Here is a 15,152-nt window from a genome sequence, read left to right as displayed (position 1 = left end):
GGCCGATCGCCTATCAGGCATCGGTGGTGCCAATGACACGCCCGCGGAATGCGCCGGGCACGTCACGCGGGCCCTTGTCGGCAAGTTGATCGTGGAGGACCTTCCGGGCTCGGGAAAGGCGGGCACGAACTGACGTGGCCCGCTTTCCAAGGATTAAAGCCACTTCTTCCTGGGTGAAACCGTCCCAGTAGACGAGGCGCACGATCTCCCGAACTACCACCGGAAGCTGCTCAATTGCCGCTCGTACGTAGGCGACTCTTTCCATGTTCTCGGTTGAGGCATGTTGCTCGAGGGCATCGGCAGACACAGTGAGCCGAAGGCGTGCGCTCAAGGCGGTCCGCCGGGTTCGACCTCGTAGGTGTTGCGAGAGTTTTTTGCGAGCGATGCCAAACAGCCAGGCACGAAGCATGTCCGGTTCGATTGTGCGGGTCGTGCTCGATTGCCAGGCTGCGAGGAACGTTTCACTGACGAGATCCGCTGCGTCCTCGGCTGGTACGTCACGTCGTATGAAGAACCCGAGCAGCCCTCTAGCCTCGTTGCGGAACAAGTCAGCGAGATCTGCGCCTACTTCTCTGTGAGGGTGAGGCTTCGTCGTTCCCGTCAATGGAGTTGTCCGTCGCAGTCCGAATCGATCTCTGCCCAGCCACTCACGGTGCCGGCGGGCAGGCCGAGTTCGTCGGATACATCCATGACGATGAACTCGAGCATGGACACGGACAGTGCCGATTCGTCTTCGAGGGGCTGCTGATCTCCGATTCCCGGGATTTGCGCTGTTGACTGCACTGACTGGGGGAGATCGCCGGGGGTGCCTGCCTTGTCGCCAGCCAGAACAAGGGCGTATTCGTAAATGCGCTGACCGAGACCGCTCGTGGTGAAGTCGGCATTTCGGTAGTAAGTGGAGACCTCGGTGAACCTGGGCGAGAAGTACGAGCTTTCGATGGTGGCAGTGCACGAGACTGTGACCCCAGTGTCGGTGACGTACTCGACGGGGATCGGGGTCTCGATTCGTGTCAGCCCGTCGACGGCGACTGCGCCGGCCGTGAGTGCTCCGACGGCAAGAATGCTGCCGGGCACGAGCCAGAGTGCTTTTCGGCGCCGGGGAAGCCGCCGGCTCCCAGTGGCAACGCGAGTCTCTGCCACAAGAGCATCGAGTGCCGCCTCCGTAGCGACTGAGGTGGTAAACGCCGGGCGGCTCCCAGCGAGGAGTTCGTCAACATTGTGCTTGGGCAAGGTGATCCGATCCAACCGATGACCGCGGGCTCTCCGCTGTCACAGAAGTAATGTCCAGTGAGCACCAAAGTGTGACGTCGTGAATCGACTTTTCCTCTTTCGTAATTCCTCGAAGTGCAGGCCGTGGCCCAGCAACACTCGGTCACCGAAGATAGATCGTCTATTGGAGGTCATGTCGGCAGGAGTGAAAGTGTGACGAGCAGCTTGGGAGGGTCGCCGCATCAGACGAAGTAGAGGACTCCGGCCACGGCCACCACAAAGCACAGCGGAACGGCTCCAAACACTGTGACTCGCCGACTGGCGGGCATCGACCGCGGTTCTTGAGCGCTCAGCCATGCCATCACCAGAACTGTCACGCCCGCAAGGGTGGTAATCGCCGAAACCATGAGAACGGATGCGTCGGCAGGGAGCATGGCGCAGGCCGACGGACGGTCGTCGTAGGAGCAGGACCGCCAGGGCTGCAACAAGAAAAGAGTCAAGACGAGAGCGCCCGTAACACCGGTGACCGCACCCAGCGCCATGAAAGTTCGTCGCGTCCTCATGGCTTAACCGTAGAGCTGGCAGCCAATCGCTCTCCTTGGATGACGGAACAGCTTGCAGAAGGGCAGGCTCACGGAGCACCAGATCCGGCCTAACGACATTGACCTGCCACCAACTCAGCCCATCGACATCAGTCACTGGCTAACGCATGGCGATGCGGCAGATCGGTAACGGAGATCGCTAGAGCGAGGTTACAAACGGTGCCCGATAGACGATCCCCTATCGGGACGCCGTGGCGCTTGGGGCGACTGTGCTCAGCCAGTGACGACGCTGCGGAGCGCATCGAGCCATTGATCGAAGGCGTCGAGGTGCGCGTCGTGAGATGCGGCCGTGAGATCGACGCGTCGAACCGCGTGGCCCCGACGCACGAACTCCGTTTTTTGCTCCTCCGAGAACATGCCGCCGTCCGCGTATAGCACGAGGGCTGGCACGGTGACACTCTCCCACTCGGCCCAGCGCGACTCACCGACGGCTTCGATCGTGGCCTGCATGACGTCGGCGTCGAAGCGGGGATACAAGCCATCCGCCCGTTCTTCGAGGTCCTCGACCCATGCACGCTCGAGGGGCCCATCACCGAGAGCCGCCGCGGCTTCTGCGCGATCAGTGAAGGGGACTGCCCATGAACGGAAGAAGTCGCCAAGGGCTCGGTGCTCATCAGTCGTTCCACCACCCTGGTTCCCTTCGAGCAGGACGAGCCGCCGGATGAGGTCCGGGCGCGCCGCGGCGACGAGCATCGCCGTGTGAGCTCCCATCGACTGGCCGGCGAGAGTCACCGGCCCCGACGTTTCCTTGCTGATGACAGTCACGACATCGAACACGTACGCCTCGCGAGAGGTGTCTGCCGGCTTGGTCGTGCTGTGTCCATGGCCTCGCTGATCGATGAGGATGACCCGCCGCCCGGCCAGACCCTCTGCGGTGCGGACGAACTCGCGGCTGCTCCCTGCGAGCCCGTGAAGGAGGACGACTGCTGGCTCGACGCCGTCGAAGACCGTGTAGGCGATCGTCACCCCGTCGTCGACTGTCGTCTGCTTCATCGCTGAAACCATGACGTGAGCCTACGGGCACCGCTCTATCGAGCATCAGCGCCGTGCGCACAACGATCCTCTATCGGCACAGCTCGTGAGATCGACTCCCGAACTACGGCCCACGACACCTCGTACGGTTGGGGCATGGACGCGTTGTCTAGCGCCGCCCTTTTCGTTGTAATCACAAGCGCGATTCTTTACGCGCTCTACTGGGTGATTCGACGTGCCGTTGCAGCCGGCATCAAAGACGCAGAGGATCGTCCGTAGCCGGATCCCCTATCGGGCACTGCTTCGTGGGCTGGCTCCGTGGAGCAACGCAACGTGAAGCAGACGGTCCCTCCTGGGGTTGACCGATGCTCGAAGCCGGTACGTGCATCGCGGTATGGCACGCTGACCTGGTGCCTCCACTGCGCCCCGCCCGACCACGTGGACCCTTCTTCTTCCGACTACAGCGCTGGGGTCAACTGGCCGCGTATGTCTCTTGCATTGCCTTGGCGGCGTTCTTCATCGTCATCTCCGCATTCGCCGCGCATGATCGAGGTGAGCCCAAGATCTGGGGCACGTTCACGGAGGAGAGACGGGAATTGGCCGGCCGCCGTGGCGGTGACGTCATCATCGGCCGGTGGATTTCCGCTGACGCGCACGTAACGCTTGACGACGTCGTCTTGACAGGTTCCACCGGGCCGGACGGACACGCCTATGCCTACGCCCAGCCCACCGCCTACCTCGGCCCCAACGAAACAGTCAACGATGGCCAGTCCGAATGGGTGGGTTACGTCCTTCCACCGGTGTTCGCAGTGCTGTCGATCGCATTCCTTGTCCTTTTGCTCTGGGCCTGGGGCGACCTCGCTGCCGTGGTGTCTTGGCTCCGAGGGCTTCGACGGACTTAGCCTGCGTCACGGCGGTTGAGGACCCCACGGTTCGTCCTAGATGTCGATCGTCTATCGGGCATGCGACGGCCCGTGCCCGCTTGTCAAGGCAATCAAGACTGCGCGAACCAAGCGACCATGCAAACCAGCCCCACAACAGCAATAGAGACCGTAAGCACAGCGAGGCGGAGGCGACGCTCTTTCGACACCGCCTTGCCACCACTGAAGCGAGCGGCCGTGACTACGTTCATCCCAACGGCGACGACGACGCACACAAGCCCGATCACTAGGAGAAGATCTGCGGGTGCCATGGCACTCATCTTGCTCTACCACCTCGCCTGGCCTCGCGTGCCCGGCCTCGTTCCACCTGCTTTTAGCTCACCTCATCGGCGCATAGCCCGGCAGGCGATCCCCTATCGGGCGCTCCAAGCACGCGCTTCTACAGGGCTGAACGTCGGCGCATGCTCGTGGTTGCATCAGGTTCGCGACCGCTTCGTGCAGCCGCATCAGTCGGCGGCCGCCGACTCCCTTTTCCGTTTCGACGAACGAGTGAGCAGGAGAAAGCATCATGAGCAACACCGTCATCCATGACTTGGTTTCCGAGATGCTGAGTCAGCTTCCGTCCGGTGGAGGCATCGTGGCTGTGGATGGCGATGCTGGCGAGCATCTCTCGGACATGGGCAGTCAGTTAGCTCGGGAGATCAGCGCGAGAGGCCTCACGTCGTCGGTCCGATCATTCACGGGCGCAGACTTCGAGTCTTCACCCGCCGGCACGGACGTGCTGTTGGTCGTCGGCGAAGGCGCGTTGCAGCCTGGCGTCCGGACGCGGTGGAACTGGACTCTGTGGGTCGAAGCCTCCGGGGTGCGTGATCCGGCGAGCAACGACCGCAGTGCGGTGGCGTTCGAGAGCTACCGGTCGCGTGACGAGCCCAAGGGCGCCGCCTCGGCCATCGTCGACGTCAGTGACCCCGAGGCCTATCGCCGTGACTGGAACGACGCCTGTTCGATCTGAGCCACTCCCCCACGCACCCTCATCGTCCGCGGTCAGGGCAGGGGACGGGGAGGCGCGAGGAGCGTTCCGCGTATGACGCTGCCGTGGAAGGTGCGCACGGCGACCGTGATCCAGGCCCCGACGAGCCCGATGTAGAACACGACCGCCAGTACCTGCAGCGCGACGAGTCCCGTGTGCAGGGCCAGACCGTTCAGGCCTGTCACGCAGGTGCCGACGGGGAAGGTGAACGACCACCAGGTGAGTGAGAACGGGAGCCCCTGGCGCATGGTGCGGAGGGTGATGGCCGATGCCAGTGCCGCCCACATCAGGGCGAAGCCCAGAGTGGGCACACCGTAGACGAGCCCGAAGACGAACAGGGCGTGCGAGGTTCCCTGGTCGACGGCGAGGTGGGCGTTGCCACCGAGCAGGTTGACTGCGGTGATCGACTGCCCCAGGGGGCCGAGGACGATCCAGAGGGTCGGGACCATGCCGACCGGGCCGATCTTGTGCTGGGCCAGGCGTGACCAGATCAGCGTGATGATCACGATCGACGCCAGCAACGACAAGCCGAACATCGCGTAGCACCCCCAGAGCATGTTCTGCCTTGCCTGCCCCGCGGGCAGGAAGGGCAGCAGCAGCGCACCGGTAGAGGCAGACACCATCGGGGGGACCACGGGCATGAGCCAGCCGCCGAACGCACTGTCGGGGGCCGTGTCGTGCCGGGTGAACGTCAGGTACGGGACCGCGATCGCGCTGACGAGGCCGAGCACCGTGCCGATGGTCCACAACACCCAGTCGATGCCGACCGCCAGGGGCGTACCGAGGACGTCTTTGCCCAAGAGCAGGGTTCCCGCGCCGACGGTCAGCAGCGCCATGGGCGGTGCCCCGTAGAAGTGCGCCATCACCGGATTGAGTCGATGCCCCCGCGCGGTGGCCCGGTAACGCACCCAGTGCAGGACGGTCGCCGCGCTGAGAGCGACCAACAACACGCTGGCCAGCGCCCAGACGATGGTCGCGGCGGGGCGCAGCCCCGGGAACTGCAACGGCAGGGTCGCCGCGGCGTTGGCGACGATGCCGGTCCCCATGATCGACGCGAACCAGTTCGGGGTCAGGTTCGACACGATCTGCCCGCGGTGCTCGAGCTGGCGGAACAGACCGCGTGTGCGGGGTGGGGCGACATGCGGTGTGATCGTGGCAGGCATGCCTCAATCTTCGTGCGTGCGACCGGCTGCCGATACGGGCGGATGCTTGTGGTGTCACAATCGATCTTTGTGACCGGACTCCCTGTTGACCTCGAGACGCTCCGACTGCTGGAGGCGATCTCGAGGTCGGGCAGTCTGGGCCGTGCCGCGACATCGGAGGGCATCAGCCAGCAGGCGGCGTCGTCTCGCATCTCGGGCGCCGAGCGGCGGTTGGGTCGGACGTTGCTCGTCCGCTCTCGGGCCGGCTCGGCGCTCACCGAGCACGGACTCCTGGTGTGCGAGTGGGGCCGACCCCTGCTCGAGGCGGCGACCACCTTCGAACGATCGCTGCACACCCTGATGACCGGCGCCTCCGACGCTCTCCTCGTCGCGGCGAGTCAGACGGTGTCAGAGGCGCTGATGCCACGCTGGATGACAGCGGCAGCGGATCGTGTCCGGGTGCGCCTGGAATCGGGCAACAGCGACTGGGTCGTCGACGAGGTCCGTTCGGGGCGCGCGCACCTCGGGTTCACGGAGACCCCTGATGAGACCGACGGGCTCGCCACCACCGTCCTGGGTGTCGACGAACTGCTCATCGTCGTCTCGCCCAGGCACGCATGGGCATCGAAGTCCGAACCCGTGACGGCAGCGGATCTCGCATCCACACCGCTCGTGTCTCGGGAGTCGGGCTCGGGCACCCGCCGGACCCTCGAGCTCGCCCTGGGGATCGCCCCTGCCCTGATGGCAGAACCCGCTGCGCAGTTGTCGTCGACGGGCGCCATCCGGGCGGCCATCGCCGGCGGTGTGGGTCCGGGAGTCATCAGCTCGTTGCTGGTCGAGGACGACCTCCGCGCCGGGCGCCTCGTCACCGTCCCGGCAGCCGTCGACCTGAGACGACCGTTTCGCGCTGTGTGGTCGGCCGGTCTGAGCGCCGGGGCGCAGGAGCTCCTGGCCGTGATCGCCGCGTTGCAGCACAGCCCCCACTCCTCGCGGAGATGATCAGAGGAGCGAAGCGTGCCGTAGGGCCGTGACGGCCCGCAGGTGCTTCTCGCCGGCGCGGGTGGCGTTCGCCGGCGACAGATGGGGTGCTGCGAGCACGGGCACGACCCTCGCACGCGGTTCCAGGGTGAAGTACCTCATCACGCCCGTCAGGGCCGGAGTTCCGAAGGTCACGATCGCCCGCAGCTGCGGCAGAGAATCGAGCAGCTGAGCGAGGGCGGGGCGGGCGTCGTCGAGATCGGTGACGGTCGGCGCCCGGCCCAGGGCCCACGGGACGATGTTCCATCGCAGGTAGACGTGCCTGCCCAGCCCCGACTCGATTCGTGCTCGCTTGAACGCAGACGCCGTCGGCCCCGGGTTGTCCTCACTGCTGATCGCGTCCTCGCCCTGCCTGATCGTGGCAGGACCGGGTGATTCCATCAGCACGAGGACTTTCGCCGCTGCTCCTCCACCTGATGGGTCGAAGCCCGGCACGAAGCGCGCACGTCCTGGTCCGGAGCTCCGCCATTCCGACACGAGCTGATCGAGGCCCCTCGGCTGCTGCATCCCTAGACGCTACGACGTCGAGGACCATTTCCGCCCACGCTCACCGACGACGCGGAACGACCAAGACGGCGTCCGCTCCGAGTGCACTCGCCCCACAGCAAGTGATCCAGTGGGCGATCCTCTATCGGGCACCGTCCACGCGTGCGTTCAAGCGATCAACCAGTTGCGCCATTCGGGGCGGTCCGAGTCGAAGGACGAGCGACTCCGAGAACCAGCGCATCCACACCGCCTCGACATCAAGGATCGTGACGGCATCGGCCCTGAGGAGAATGCGAACCAGGTCGACCGCCTCCATCTCGCACTCATCTGACGGAGCACCGTCCGGCTGACCAGGCTCGAGACCATACGGATCGACATCGCTGAGAACAGCCAAGACACCAGCGAGGGTCTTCCCGTAAGTCACTGTCCCCGCTCTCATGCCCCTCATGATGCCTGGGGCTGCCTCAACCGGTGACCGATTGCTAGGCGGACGTTTTCAGCACGGGTCACATCCTCACCAGCAGGACTGCGGGAGCGACGTCGACCACGAGGCCGGCGACCGGTATCGCTGCCACCCCAGGTGGCGACCAAAATTCCGCTGCTTGTGGCTCCCCGAGCCATCCCGGGACTGCATTACCAAGACCGAGATTCTGGTGACCGTCTTGGGGCACGCTGGCCTGCGACGAGGACGGCTACTTGATTACCGCGAGGAGGTCTTCCATCGTGTCGATCTGGTCAGTCTGAGAGGAGACGATCGCTGTCGCCAGCTGGACCGCGTCAGGGTTCTGCCCACCCTCGATCTCGGTCTGCGCCATCTCGACAGCCCCCTCGTGGTGTGTCGTCATCTGTTCCAGGAACAGCCGCGCCGCGTCGGTTCCGTCAGCATTCTCGAGGGCGTCCATGTCGGAGTCGCTCATCATGCCGTCCATGGAGTGATCCATGGACGCCTCAGTGTCCTGCCCCCAAGCCTTGAGCCATGTCGTGAGCTGATCAATCTCCGGGGCCTGCTCGGCCTTGATCGTCTCGGCAAGGGTGATCACGTCCCCGTCGATACCGTCTTTCGCGAGGAGCATGTCGCTCATCTCGACGGCCTGGGTGTGGTGCGGGAGCATCATCTGGGCGAACATGACGTCTTGATCGTTGAAGGCAGCAGCCTGGGACGACGACGCGGACGACGTGTCGCCTGCGGACGACGACGCCTCGGCGCACCCCGCGAGGGCGAGGGCAGCAATGGTCGCAGTTGCGCTGATGAAGATGGTGGCGGTGCGGTTCATGGTCGTTCTTCCAGGATCAGAATCGAAAAAAAGATACCCCCCGGAGGTATCGTGCCGCGTACGGCTGATGAGAGCCTCTGAGCCGGCACCGGTGGTATCGGTGTAACGGTGAACGCGTCGAGGTTGCCGAGCGCAGCGCGCAGATGCGCCTCGGCCTGGTCGGCGGTCTGGGACGCCGTCAGGAGGTCTTCGGCGTCGACCTCGATGGTTGCGGAGCCGGTGAGACGGTGCCCGATCCACCGGAGATAAAGATCGTGGACGCCCCGCACGCCCAGGGCGTGTTCCAGGGCGTGTTCGGCTCGCTTGTGGAGGTCGGGGTCGATGCCGTCCATCAGCCGTCGGCCGATGGATTTCACCGTCCCCCAGGGCAGGACCATGATCGAGGCTGCGATGAGCAGGCCGATGATGGGGTCCGCGAGCGGGAACCCGGCGAGGACCCCGATGGCGCCCAGCACCACAGACAGGGACGTGAAGCCGTCCAGGCGGGCGTGGACCCCGTCAGCGACAAGGGCTGCCGATCCGATCCGTCGCCCGACGCGGATGCGGTAGATCGCGACGAGTTCGTTGTCTGCAAAGCCGATGAGCCCAGCGACGACCAGCAGCCAGGGATTCGCGATCGGCCTGGGGTCGATGAGGCGGTTGATCGATTCCCAGCCCGCGACGGCTGCCGACGAGTGCAAGGCGCCTGGACCGGCCGGGGGCCGCCGGCATCCGTCTCGACGATCGCCCCGCGTCGAGAGGCGCACCCCGAGGAGTTGCATAGCACGCATGGACACCCTTCCCCTCTGGCTGTTAGCCGCCATCTTCGTCGCCGGCGCCGCCGTCATCTGGGTCGCCGGCATCCAGCTGTCGAAAACGACCGACGTCCTCGACTCCCGACTCCACCTCGGTAGCGCGCTCGGCGGACTCATCGTCCTCGCGGTGGCGACCAACCTGCCCGAGATCGCCATCACGGTCAGCGCCGCCCTCTCGGGCTCGCTCGAGGTGGCCGCGGGCAACATCCTCGGCGGCATCGCCCTTCAGACGGTCGTCCTCGTCGTCCTGGACGCCCTCGGGAAACGCGGCAAGGGTGTCCACCCCCTCACCTATCGCGCGGCCTCCCTAGGGCTGCTGCTCGAGGCACTGGTCGTGGTGGCGGTCCTCGCCGTCGTCATCGCCGGAACCCAGCTGCCGTCCTCGCTCACAGTGGCGCGCCTGACGCCGGACGTCGTCCTCATCGCCGTCATCTGGCTCGTGGGCCTGTTCCTCGTCCGGCGTGCCGGCAAGGGCCTGCCGTGGCACGAGGCCGGAGCGGCACCTGACACGTCGACGCCGCGACCGCGCGGACACCGGACGCGCTCGAACCCGTCGCCGACGACCATGAGCACGAAGAAGGCCGCGGTCGTCTTCGGCCTGTCGGCCCTCGCCACGCTCGTCGCCGGCGTCGTGCTCGAACGCGCGGGCGACGCGGCCGCGTCGCAGATCGGCTTGTCGGGTGTGCTGTTCGGCGCGACAGTCCTGGCCCTGGCGACGAGCCTGCCCGAGATCTCGACCGGGTTGCAGGCCGTCAAGCAGGGCGACGACAACCTGGCCATGAGCGATATCTTCGGCGGCAACGCCTTCCTGCCCGTGCTCTTCCTCGTCGCCACGGTCATCTCCGGGCAGGCGATCCTGCCCCAGTCGAACACCAGCGACGTCTACCTGACCGCCCTCGCCGCGCTCCTCACGCTCGTCTACGCCGTCGGCCTGCTCTTTCGGCCGCGACGACGCATCGCGGGCATGGGCGTGGACTCGTTCGTCGTGCTCGTGCTCTACGCGGTCGGCATCGGTGGCCTCGTCGCCATCACGCTCGGCTGACAGGACCAGCCCGGCGACACTGGCGACCGTCAAGCCCAATGAGCCGTGGAAGTTGACCAAGGCGCCCATGCTGCTGTAGCCGCGGGCGTCCTTGTACTCGACCTGGCCGACGTCTGAGATCGCCGTAATCCGGTCCCGGGGGATGTTTCGAGACCAGATCACGTCGTGAACATGGATAGTCACGTCGTCCAGCAGGGCGTGACGCCGCAGCTGCGAACAGTGGCCCAGAGTGATGATGTGTGACAGCGGTGCCCTCGGTGCAGGGTTGCCACTCGCGTCTGCCACCCGTTTCGCCGGGAGTGAGGACGGCTGCCTGCGACCGCCAATCTTTTTCGGCCACGGATGAACTTCTGGATGAGCTGCATCGTGTTCGTAGTAAGCGGGCTACCTGGGCCGGCGTACCAGCAGGAGGAATCATGCACAAGCGAATGACCATCACCCTCACGACGGCCGTTTTGGCGGCGGCCGCTCTCTCCGGGTGCACCACATCTGCCGAATCATCCACGACGACCGACTCCACCGAGCCGGCCCCCGCCGAGACCACCGCGGCAGCGGCAGTCCTCGGCACCGCAACGTCTCCCCTGGGCGAGATCATCACCGACGACGCCGGGTACACGATCTACACGTTCAAGATGGACGAGCAGGACTCGGGCACCAGCAACTGCTACGACGAATGCGCCACGACCTGGCCGGCAGTTGAAGCCTCCGACACGTCCTCCCCAGAAGGCATCACGGGCGAGATCGGTTCCCTCACCCGCACGGACGGGACAACCCAGCTGACCGTCGACGGCTGGCCGGTGTACCGGTTCGCGAAGGACACCGAACCTGGACAGGTCAATGGACAGGGCGTGAAGGATGCCTGGTACGTCCTCCAGCCGGACGGCACGATCAACATGGAAGCAGCCACTGAGGGCGCAGCGACCCCAGCCTCCTGATCGCGCGCGTGCCTGCCGGACAGAACTCTCCGGGTTGCAGGCCCTCGCAGCTCCACAACCCCACCCGAGCAAAGGAGCCACAAGGCAGTGCTCATCGACATCAAGGCAGAGACAGTGGGTGCGAATACGTCGACTGCTTCCGCTCAGACGGTGAACCCATGTCCTGGCCTGGTCGATGGCATGAGGTTCGATCACTGGTGCGCATCGGCGTTCCTCGGTGCGCTCGATACAGGCACGACAAGAGGCGGTCCTGGATCAGGCACTAGCCGGACTTCACTGGCGCGAGGCGGTGAAGGTCATGGCCCGAGCCAGTGACGAGCTTTTGTCGACATTGTTCGAGTGCCACGGCGGGGCGCTTCGCCGTTACACACACAGCCTCACTCGGAACGCGGCGCTGACCGAGGACATCGTTCAAGAGACGATGCTGAGAGCATGGCAGCGTCCTAAGGTGCTGGAGCTCGACAAGGATGCGGCTCAAGCGTGGCTGTTCACGGTCGCTCGGCGCCTCGTCATCGACGACGCACGATCTGCCCGGAGTCGACGAGAAGTGGCAGCCCTTGGCGAGGTAGAAGGCACTGCTCTCGATCGCACTGATGCCGTCCTGGACAGCATCATCGTTGCGGACGCGCTGGCGTCGCTCTCAGACCACCACCGTCAGATCGTCATCGATGCGTACTTCGCTGGTCAGAGCATTCCTGAAATTTCGAGACGGCTTGGCATCCCAGAAGGAACCGCGAAATCGCGGCTCCACTATGGGTTACGCGGGCTGAGGCTAGCCCTCCAAGAAAGGGGCGTCACACGATGACTGAGCATCCCGATCTTCAAGCTAACGAGGACCGTTACCAAGACTGGGACGCGTCCTACGTCCTCGGAGCGCTCCCCACCGATGAACGTCGCGAATACGAGCAGCACCTCAGTACCTGCGCCAACTGCCGTGAAGCGGTGACGGAACTTGCGGGTCTCCCAGGCATCCTGAGCCGAATCTCGCCGGAAGAGGCCCTTGCCATCCATTCACCTCTGGGTATGGATGAAACTCAGGCGCCATCAGAAACGTTGTCGCTGATGGCCCACCGCTTCCGCAAGAGTCAACGCCGCCGCCGAGGAGTCATGGCTCTCGCAGTTGCCGCTGCTGTTGCTGCCGCCGTCTTCGGGGGGCTCGCCGTGGGCGCAAGAAACGACGTCGCCCCAGCGACGGCCCAAATGACGTTCCAGCCCATGGACCCCGGAACTGACTCCACCACCCTTACTGCCGGTCTGCAGATCGAGGAGAAATCTTGGGGCACGAGGCTCGATTGGAACTGCGACTACGGCGCGGATGCGCCAGACAACTCCCGATACGAGCTCGTGGTCACACAAACGGACAACACCACGCTTACCGTCGCGACGTGGGACGCAGCTGGCTCGCGTGCCGCAGATCTGTCTGCGTCGACGGCTATTCCCAGCCTGAAGATCACGAGTGTAGAAATCCGCTTGCAGGGATCCACGGTCGCGTTGGCTCGGCTAGACACCTGAGCACCTCCGAACGAGACGCCCGTTAGACGGTCGTCTACCGGGCATGCAGAAACGATCGTTTTGTGGTCAATCGCAGTCTGCGGAAACCGCACACTAGCCTCGTCACATGACGACGCGGGACGATCACGGACGCTCCATCGACCAAGCCCAAGATGCTCTTCACCAAGCCATGCGCGGTGGCGACGTAAGCCATCTTCGTGAGTTGTTTTACGAGCGCCTGACCTTCGAGTTGCCGGGCGGGTCAGTGATCGGCCGTGCAGCTGATCTCGATGCTCATGCCTCGGGAGCAACACGATTCGACAAGCTGTCCGAGCTTCATCGGTCAACTCTGGAACAAGATGGTCATGGCCGGACATCGTCGCTCGTGGACATCGTCGTATTCGATAAAGGCCACCGCATGGAGGCTCGCATGATGTACCGCCGCTTTTGGTCGATCATCGAGGGTCGTTGGCAAGTAGTGGCGGGCAGCGCCGAACCGTCCGCATAGACCCCTGGGCTCGAGTTCTACGCCAGCACCCAACCGGCAGGCTGGGTGCTGTCGCTCGGAAACGATCGTTTTTGACTGCCCGAGGGGCGATCGGTTATCGAGACGCGTGGAGTCTGCGGCGTGGCTAGGGTGTTTGGGTGCTGATAGTTCTTCGCGGGAACTCGGGTTCTGGGAAATCGACCGTGGCACAGCTGCTTCAGGCGAAGCTCGCTGGCCCCACCGCAGTCTTGCACCAGGACTACTTTCACCGGGTCATCTTCCGCGAGCAGGGGACGTCGGGCATGGCACACGCCGATCTGCTCGAAGCCGCTGCCGCCCATTGTCTCGGCGCGGGCCAGCACGTGGTGATGGATGGCATCTTCAACGCACGTCAGTACGAGGACGTCCTCGCTCGGATCGCAGGTCGAGCCGATGACGCTCGCTTCTATGCCTTCGATCTCACCTTTGAAGAGACGGTTCAGCGGCATGCGTCTCGGCCCAAGGCGCTCGAGTTCGGTGTCGAAGAGATGCGTGGCTGGTACCACGGGTGGCAGCCACTGTCCTTCCTGCGAGAGCGTCCAATTGGCGGGGACGAGTCCGCCGACCAGATAGCGGAGCGAATACTGTCGGACGGTCCGAACGAGCTGTAGGTCGTAACCGCCGCCCGGTGGGGGATCCCCTATCGGACACCCGCGAACTGCCGACAAATCAGCCCGGCAGCGTCAGCAGCCAAACAGCGAGTGCTGCGCCAGCAAGAACCATGAGTGACATGCCGGCCAGGCCCCACTTTCTATAGGGAGGCGTGAAGAGAAAGGGGTCGCCCGCTCGGCCATCTCGGACACCCTTGAATGCTCCGACCAGGACGAAGGCACCCCCGAGGAAAAGTGCCGGCAGCATCATGAACCAAAACACCACCCAATGCGTCGTCATGGAACAAGCATCTCAGGGTGTGGTCGTTAAGCCATCGGCTATCAGGCGCGTTCTCCGACATCTGAGATGCGGTCCGAGCGTGGACAGCGACGATCTAGGAAGCTTTTGCAGGATCGGGCAGGGCCGGTTTGTCGGTCGGCCGCGCGTAGTAAGCCCACGGGATCCACATGGTCCCGATCCTCTGCCACCCTTCCGCTTCGAGGGCACTGCGGGAGCCGAACACGCTCACCCGCCGGTGCTCCCACTGCCGGTCCGTGTGCACGAGGTCGTGGTACAGCGTCCCGAACCCGACCGAGTGCCAGCCGTGCTTGCCCACTTCGTCGAGTCGTTCCATCTCGTCGAACGCCGTGACAGGGTGCATGCGCAACACCCGGCCGTCCGCCGGCAAGGCGGGTGTGCCGAATCGCTGCTGCGCAGCCTGGCGAGAGATGTCGAGAACGTCGCCGACGTTCTCCCAGCTCAGCCCGGCCGCCCTGGCGGAAAGCACCGAATCCCGCAGGGTCCCCCCCGCTTCCGCGTCGATCTCGGCGGCCACTGCGATCAATCGCAGGTACGCATCGCGGTCATTGTCCAACGCTTGCCGAATGCCTGGCTCGATCTCAGAGATGATCGTGGCGATTCCATCTCGGATCGTTGCTTGATTCTCAGTCATGATGTCAAGTTATGCTTGACACGGCACCTTGTCAAGATTTTCTTGACGGGAGGAGGCGCCCTTTCGGCCGCCGATCGACCACGGGCACGGCCGGTCGACCACGTTGCATGCACGGCCACGCCGCATATCCTGCATCACTCAGCATCGAGAGGAACACCATGTCTGCACCACGACCGTCACAAAAGAA

At 64.6% G+C, this 15,152-nt stretch carries 18 protein-coding genes; 9 read left to right on the top strand and 9 right to left on the bottom strand.

The annotated features are described in order from the left end of the window. Window positions 1-13: 13 nt before the first annotated feature. The 3 genes from JOE35_RS04285 to JOE35_RS04275 form a co-directional block, all read right to left on the bottom strand. On the bottom strand, window positions 14-547 hold the full coding sequence (locus JOE35_RS04285; RefSeq protein ID WP_209560006.1) for an RNA polymerase sigma factor: 534 nt from the start codon (window positions 545-547) through the stop codon (window positions 14-16). Between the two features lie 53 nt (window positions 548-600). Then, on the bottom strand, window positions 601-1,074 hold the full coding sequence (locus JOE35_RS04280; RefSeq protein ID WP_056049960.1) for a hypothetical protein: 474 nt from the start codon (window positions 1,072-1,074) through the stop codon (window positions 601-603). A gap of 950 nt (window positions 1,075-2,024) precedes the next feature. Further along, window positions 2,025-2,804, bottom strand: a complete 780-nt coding sequence (locus JOE35_RS04275; RefSeq protein ID WP_056049956.1) for an alpha/beta fold hydrolase — start codon at window positions 2,802-2,804, stop codon at window positions 2,025-2,027. A gap of 482 nt (window positions 2,805-3,286) precedes the next feature. Here JOE35_RS04275 and JOE35_RS04270 point away from each other — a divergent pair, with 482 nt between their 5' ends. Both JOE35_RS04270 and JOE35_RS04265 read left to right on the top strand, forming a co-directional pair. Next, window positions 3,287-3,685 (top strand): hypothetical protein, encoded by a 399-nt coding sequence (locus JOE35_RS04270; protein WP_209560005.1) that lies wholly within the window; start codon window positions 3,287-3,289, stop codon window positions 3,683-3,685. 547 nt (window positions 3,686-4,232) lie between these two features. Continuing rightward, on the top strand, window positions 4,233-4,676 hold the full coding sequence (locus JOE35_RS04265) for a hypothetical protein (RefSeq protein WP_054145818.1): 444 nt from the start codon (window positions 4,233-4,235) through the stop codon (window positions 4,674-4,676). Window positions 4,677-4,708: 32 nt separating this feature from the next. On the opposite strand, the gene JOE35_RS04260 is transcribed toward JOE35_RS04265, so the two are convergent. Continuing rightward, entirely contained in the window at window positions 4,709-5,857 is a 1,149-nt protein-coding gene (locus JOE35_RS04260) for a TDT family transporter (protein WP_209560004.1), read from the bottom strand. A gap of 69 nt (window positions 5,858-5,926) precedes the next feature. On the opposite strand from JOE35_RS04260, the gene JOE35_RS04255 reads away from it, so the two are divergent. After that, window positions 5,927-6,835, top strand: a complete 909-nt coding sequence (locus JOE35_RS04255) for a LysR family transcriptional regulator (RefSeq protein WP_209560003.1) — start codon at window positions 5,927-5,929, stop codon at window positions 6,833-6,835. Here the strand turns inward: JOE35_RS04255 and JOE35_RS04250 are convergent, their stop codons facing one another. The 3 genes from JOE35_RS04250 to JOE35_RS04240 form a co-directional block, all read right to left on the bottom strand. Then, complete coding sequence (locus JOE35_RS04250; protein WP_056228981.1) at window positions 6,836-7,381, bottom strand: uracil-DNA glycosylase family protein; 546 nt, start codon at window positions 7,379-7,381, stop codon at window positions 6,836-6,838. It lies immediately after the preceding gene. 671 nt (window positions 7,382-8,052) lie between these two features. Continuing rightward, window positions 8,053-8,634 carry a DUF305 domain-containing protein gene (locus JOE35_RS04245; protein WP_055801328.1) on the bottom strand — a complete coding sequence of 194 codons (582 nt, stop codon included), beginning with the start codon at window positions 8,632-8,634 and terminating at the stop codon, window positions 8,053-8,055. Continuing rightward, a complete protein-coding gene (locus JOE35_RS04240; RefSeq protein WP_307802930.1) occupies window positions 8,631-9,380 on the bottom strand; it encodes a cation diffusion facilitator family transporter in 750 nt (249 codons plus the stop codon). The genes JOE35_RS04245 and JOE35_RS04240 overlap by 4 nt, the downstream gene beginning before the upstream one ends. A 22-nt stretch (window positions 9,381-9,402) precedes the next feature. Here JOE35_RS04240 and JOE35_RS04235 point away from each other — a divergent pair, with 22 nt between their 5' ends. The 6 genes from JOE35_RS04235 to JOE35_RS04210 all read left to right on the top strand — a co-directional run bounded on the left by JOE35_RS04235 (window position 9,403) and on the right by JOE35_RS04210 (window position 14,033). Beyond that, a complete protein-coding gene (locus tag JOE35_RS04235; RefSeq protein ID WP_055801336.1) occupies window positions 9,403-10,470 on the top strand; it encodes a sodium:calcium antiporter in 1,068 nt (355 codons plus the stop codon). Window positions 10,471-10,898: 428 nt separating this feature from the next. After that, window positions 10,899-11,405: a hypothetical protein gene (locus JOE35_RS04230; RefSeq protein WP_158612599.1), complete on the top strand. Its 507-nt coding sequence runs from the start codon at window positions 10,899-10,901 to the stop codon at window positions 11,403-11,405. 217 nt (window positions 11,406-11,622) lie between these two features. Further along, a complete protein-coding gene (locus JOE35_RS04225) occupies window positions 11,623-12,210 on the top strand; it encodes a sigma-70 family RNA polymerase sigma factor (RefSeq protein ID WP_233570234.1) in 588 nt (195 codons plus the stop codon). After that, entirely contained in the window at window positions 12,207-12,917 is a 711-nt protein-coding gene (locus JOE35_RS04220; RefSeq protein ID WP_209560002.1) for a zf-HC2 domain-containing protein, read from the top strand. Before JOE35_RS04225 ends, JOE35_RS04220 begins: the two co-directional genes overlap by 4 nt. 106 nt (window positions 12,918-13,023) lie before the next feature. Further along, a complete protein-coding gene (locus JOE35_RS04215; protein ID WP_137846771.1) occupies window positions 13,024-13,404 on the top strand; it encodes a nuclear transport factor 2 family protein in 381 nt (126 codons plus the stop codon). 137 nt (window positions 13,405-13,541) lie between these two features. Next, the gene (locus JOE35_RS04210) at window positions 13,542-14,033 is read left to right on the top strand and encodes an AAA family ATPase (protein WP_209560001.1); all 492 of its coding nucleotides are present in this window, start codon (window positions 13,542-13,544) and stop codon (window positions 14,031-14,033) included. 58 nt (window positions 14,034-14,091) lie between these two features. Here the strand turns inward: JOE35_RS04210 and JOE35_RS04205 are convergent, their stop codons facing one another. Then, the gene (locus JOE35_RS04205; RefSeq protein WP_209560000.1) at window positions 14,092-14,313 is read right to left on the bottom strand and encodes a hypothetical protein; all 222 of its coding nucleotides are present in this window, start codon (window positions 14,311-14,313) and stop codon (window positions 14,092-14,094) included. A 94-nt stretch (window positions 14,314-14,407) separates the two neighbouring features. Further along, on the bottom strand, window positions 14,408-14,965 hold the full coding sequence (locus tag JOE35_RS04200) for a hypothetical protein (protein WP_209559999.1): 558 nt from the start codon (window positions 14,963-14,965) through the stop codon (window positions 14,408-14,410). Between the last annotated feature and the right edge of the window lie 187 nt (window positions 14,966-15,152).

Origin of the sequence: Frigoribacterium sp. PvP032 (assembly GCF_017833035.1) — a bacterium.
GTDB lineage: Bacteria > Actinomycetota > Actinomycetes > Actinomycetales > Microbacteriaceae > Frigoribacterium.
This window is presented reverse-complemented; position numbering and strand designations above follow the sequence as displayed.

Coding starts and splice junctions, on each gene's coding strand:
- JOE35_RS04275 (WP_056049956.1), bottom strand. CDS start 2,804: ATGAAGCAGACGACAGTCGACGACGGGGTGACGATCGCCTACACGGTC.
- JOE35_RS04265 (WP_054145818.1), top strand. CDS start 4,233: ATGAGCAACACCGTCATCCATGACTTGGTTTCCGAGATGCTGAGTCAG.
- JOE35_RS04260 (WP_209560004.1), bottom strand. CDS start 5,857: ATGCCTGCCACGATCACACCGCATGTCGCCCCACCCCGCACACGCGGT.
- JOE35_RS04250 (WP_056228981.1), bottom strand. CDS start 7,381: ATGCAGCAGCCGAGGGGCCTCGATCAGCTCGTGTCGGAATGGCGGAGC.
- JOE35_RS04245 (WP_055801328.1), bottom strand. CDS start 8,634: ATGAACCGCACCGCCACCATCTTCATCAGCGCAACTGCGACCATTGCT.
- JOE35_RS04235 (WP_055801336.1), top strand. CDS start 9,403: ATGGACACCCTTCCCCTCTGGCTGTTAGCCGCCATCTTCGTCGCCGGC.
- JOE35_RS04230 (WP_158612599.1), top strand. CDS start 10,899: ATGACCATCACCCTCACGACGGCCGTTTTGGCGGCGGCCGCTCTCTCC.
- JOE35_RS04220 (WP_209560002.1), top strand. CDS start 12,207: ATGACTGAGCATCCCGATCTTCAAGCTAACGAGGACCGTTACCAAGAC.
- JOE35_RS04215 (WP_137846771.1), top strand. CDS start 13,024: ATGACGACGCGGGACGATCACGGACGCTCCATCGACCAAGCCCAAGAT.
- JOE35_RS04205 (WP_209560000.1), bottom strand. CDS start 14,313: ATGACGACGCATTGGGTGGTGTTTTGGTTCATGATGCTGCCGGCACTT.
- JOE35_RS04200 (WP_209559999.1), bottom strand. CDS start 14,965: ATGACTGAGAATCAAGCAACGATCCGAGATGGAATCGCCACGATCATC.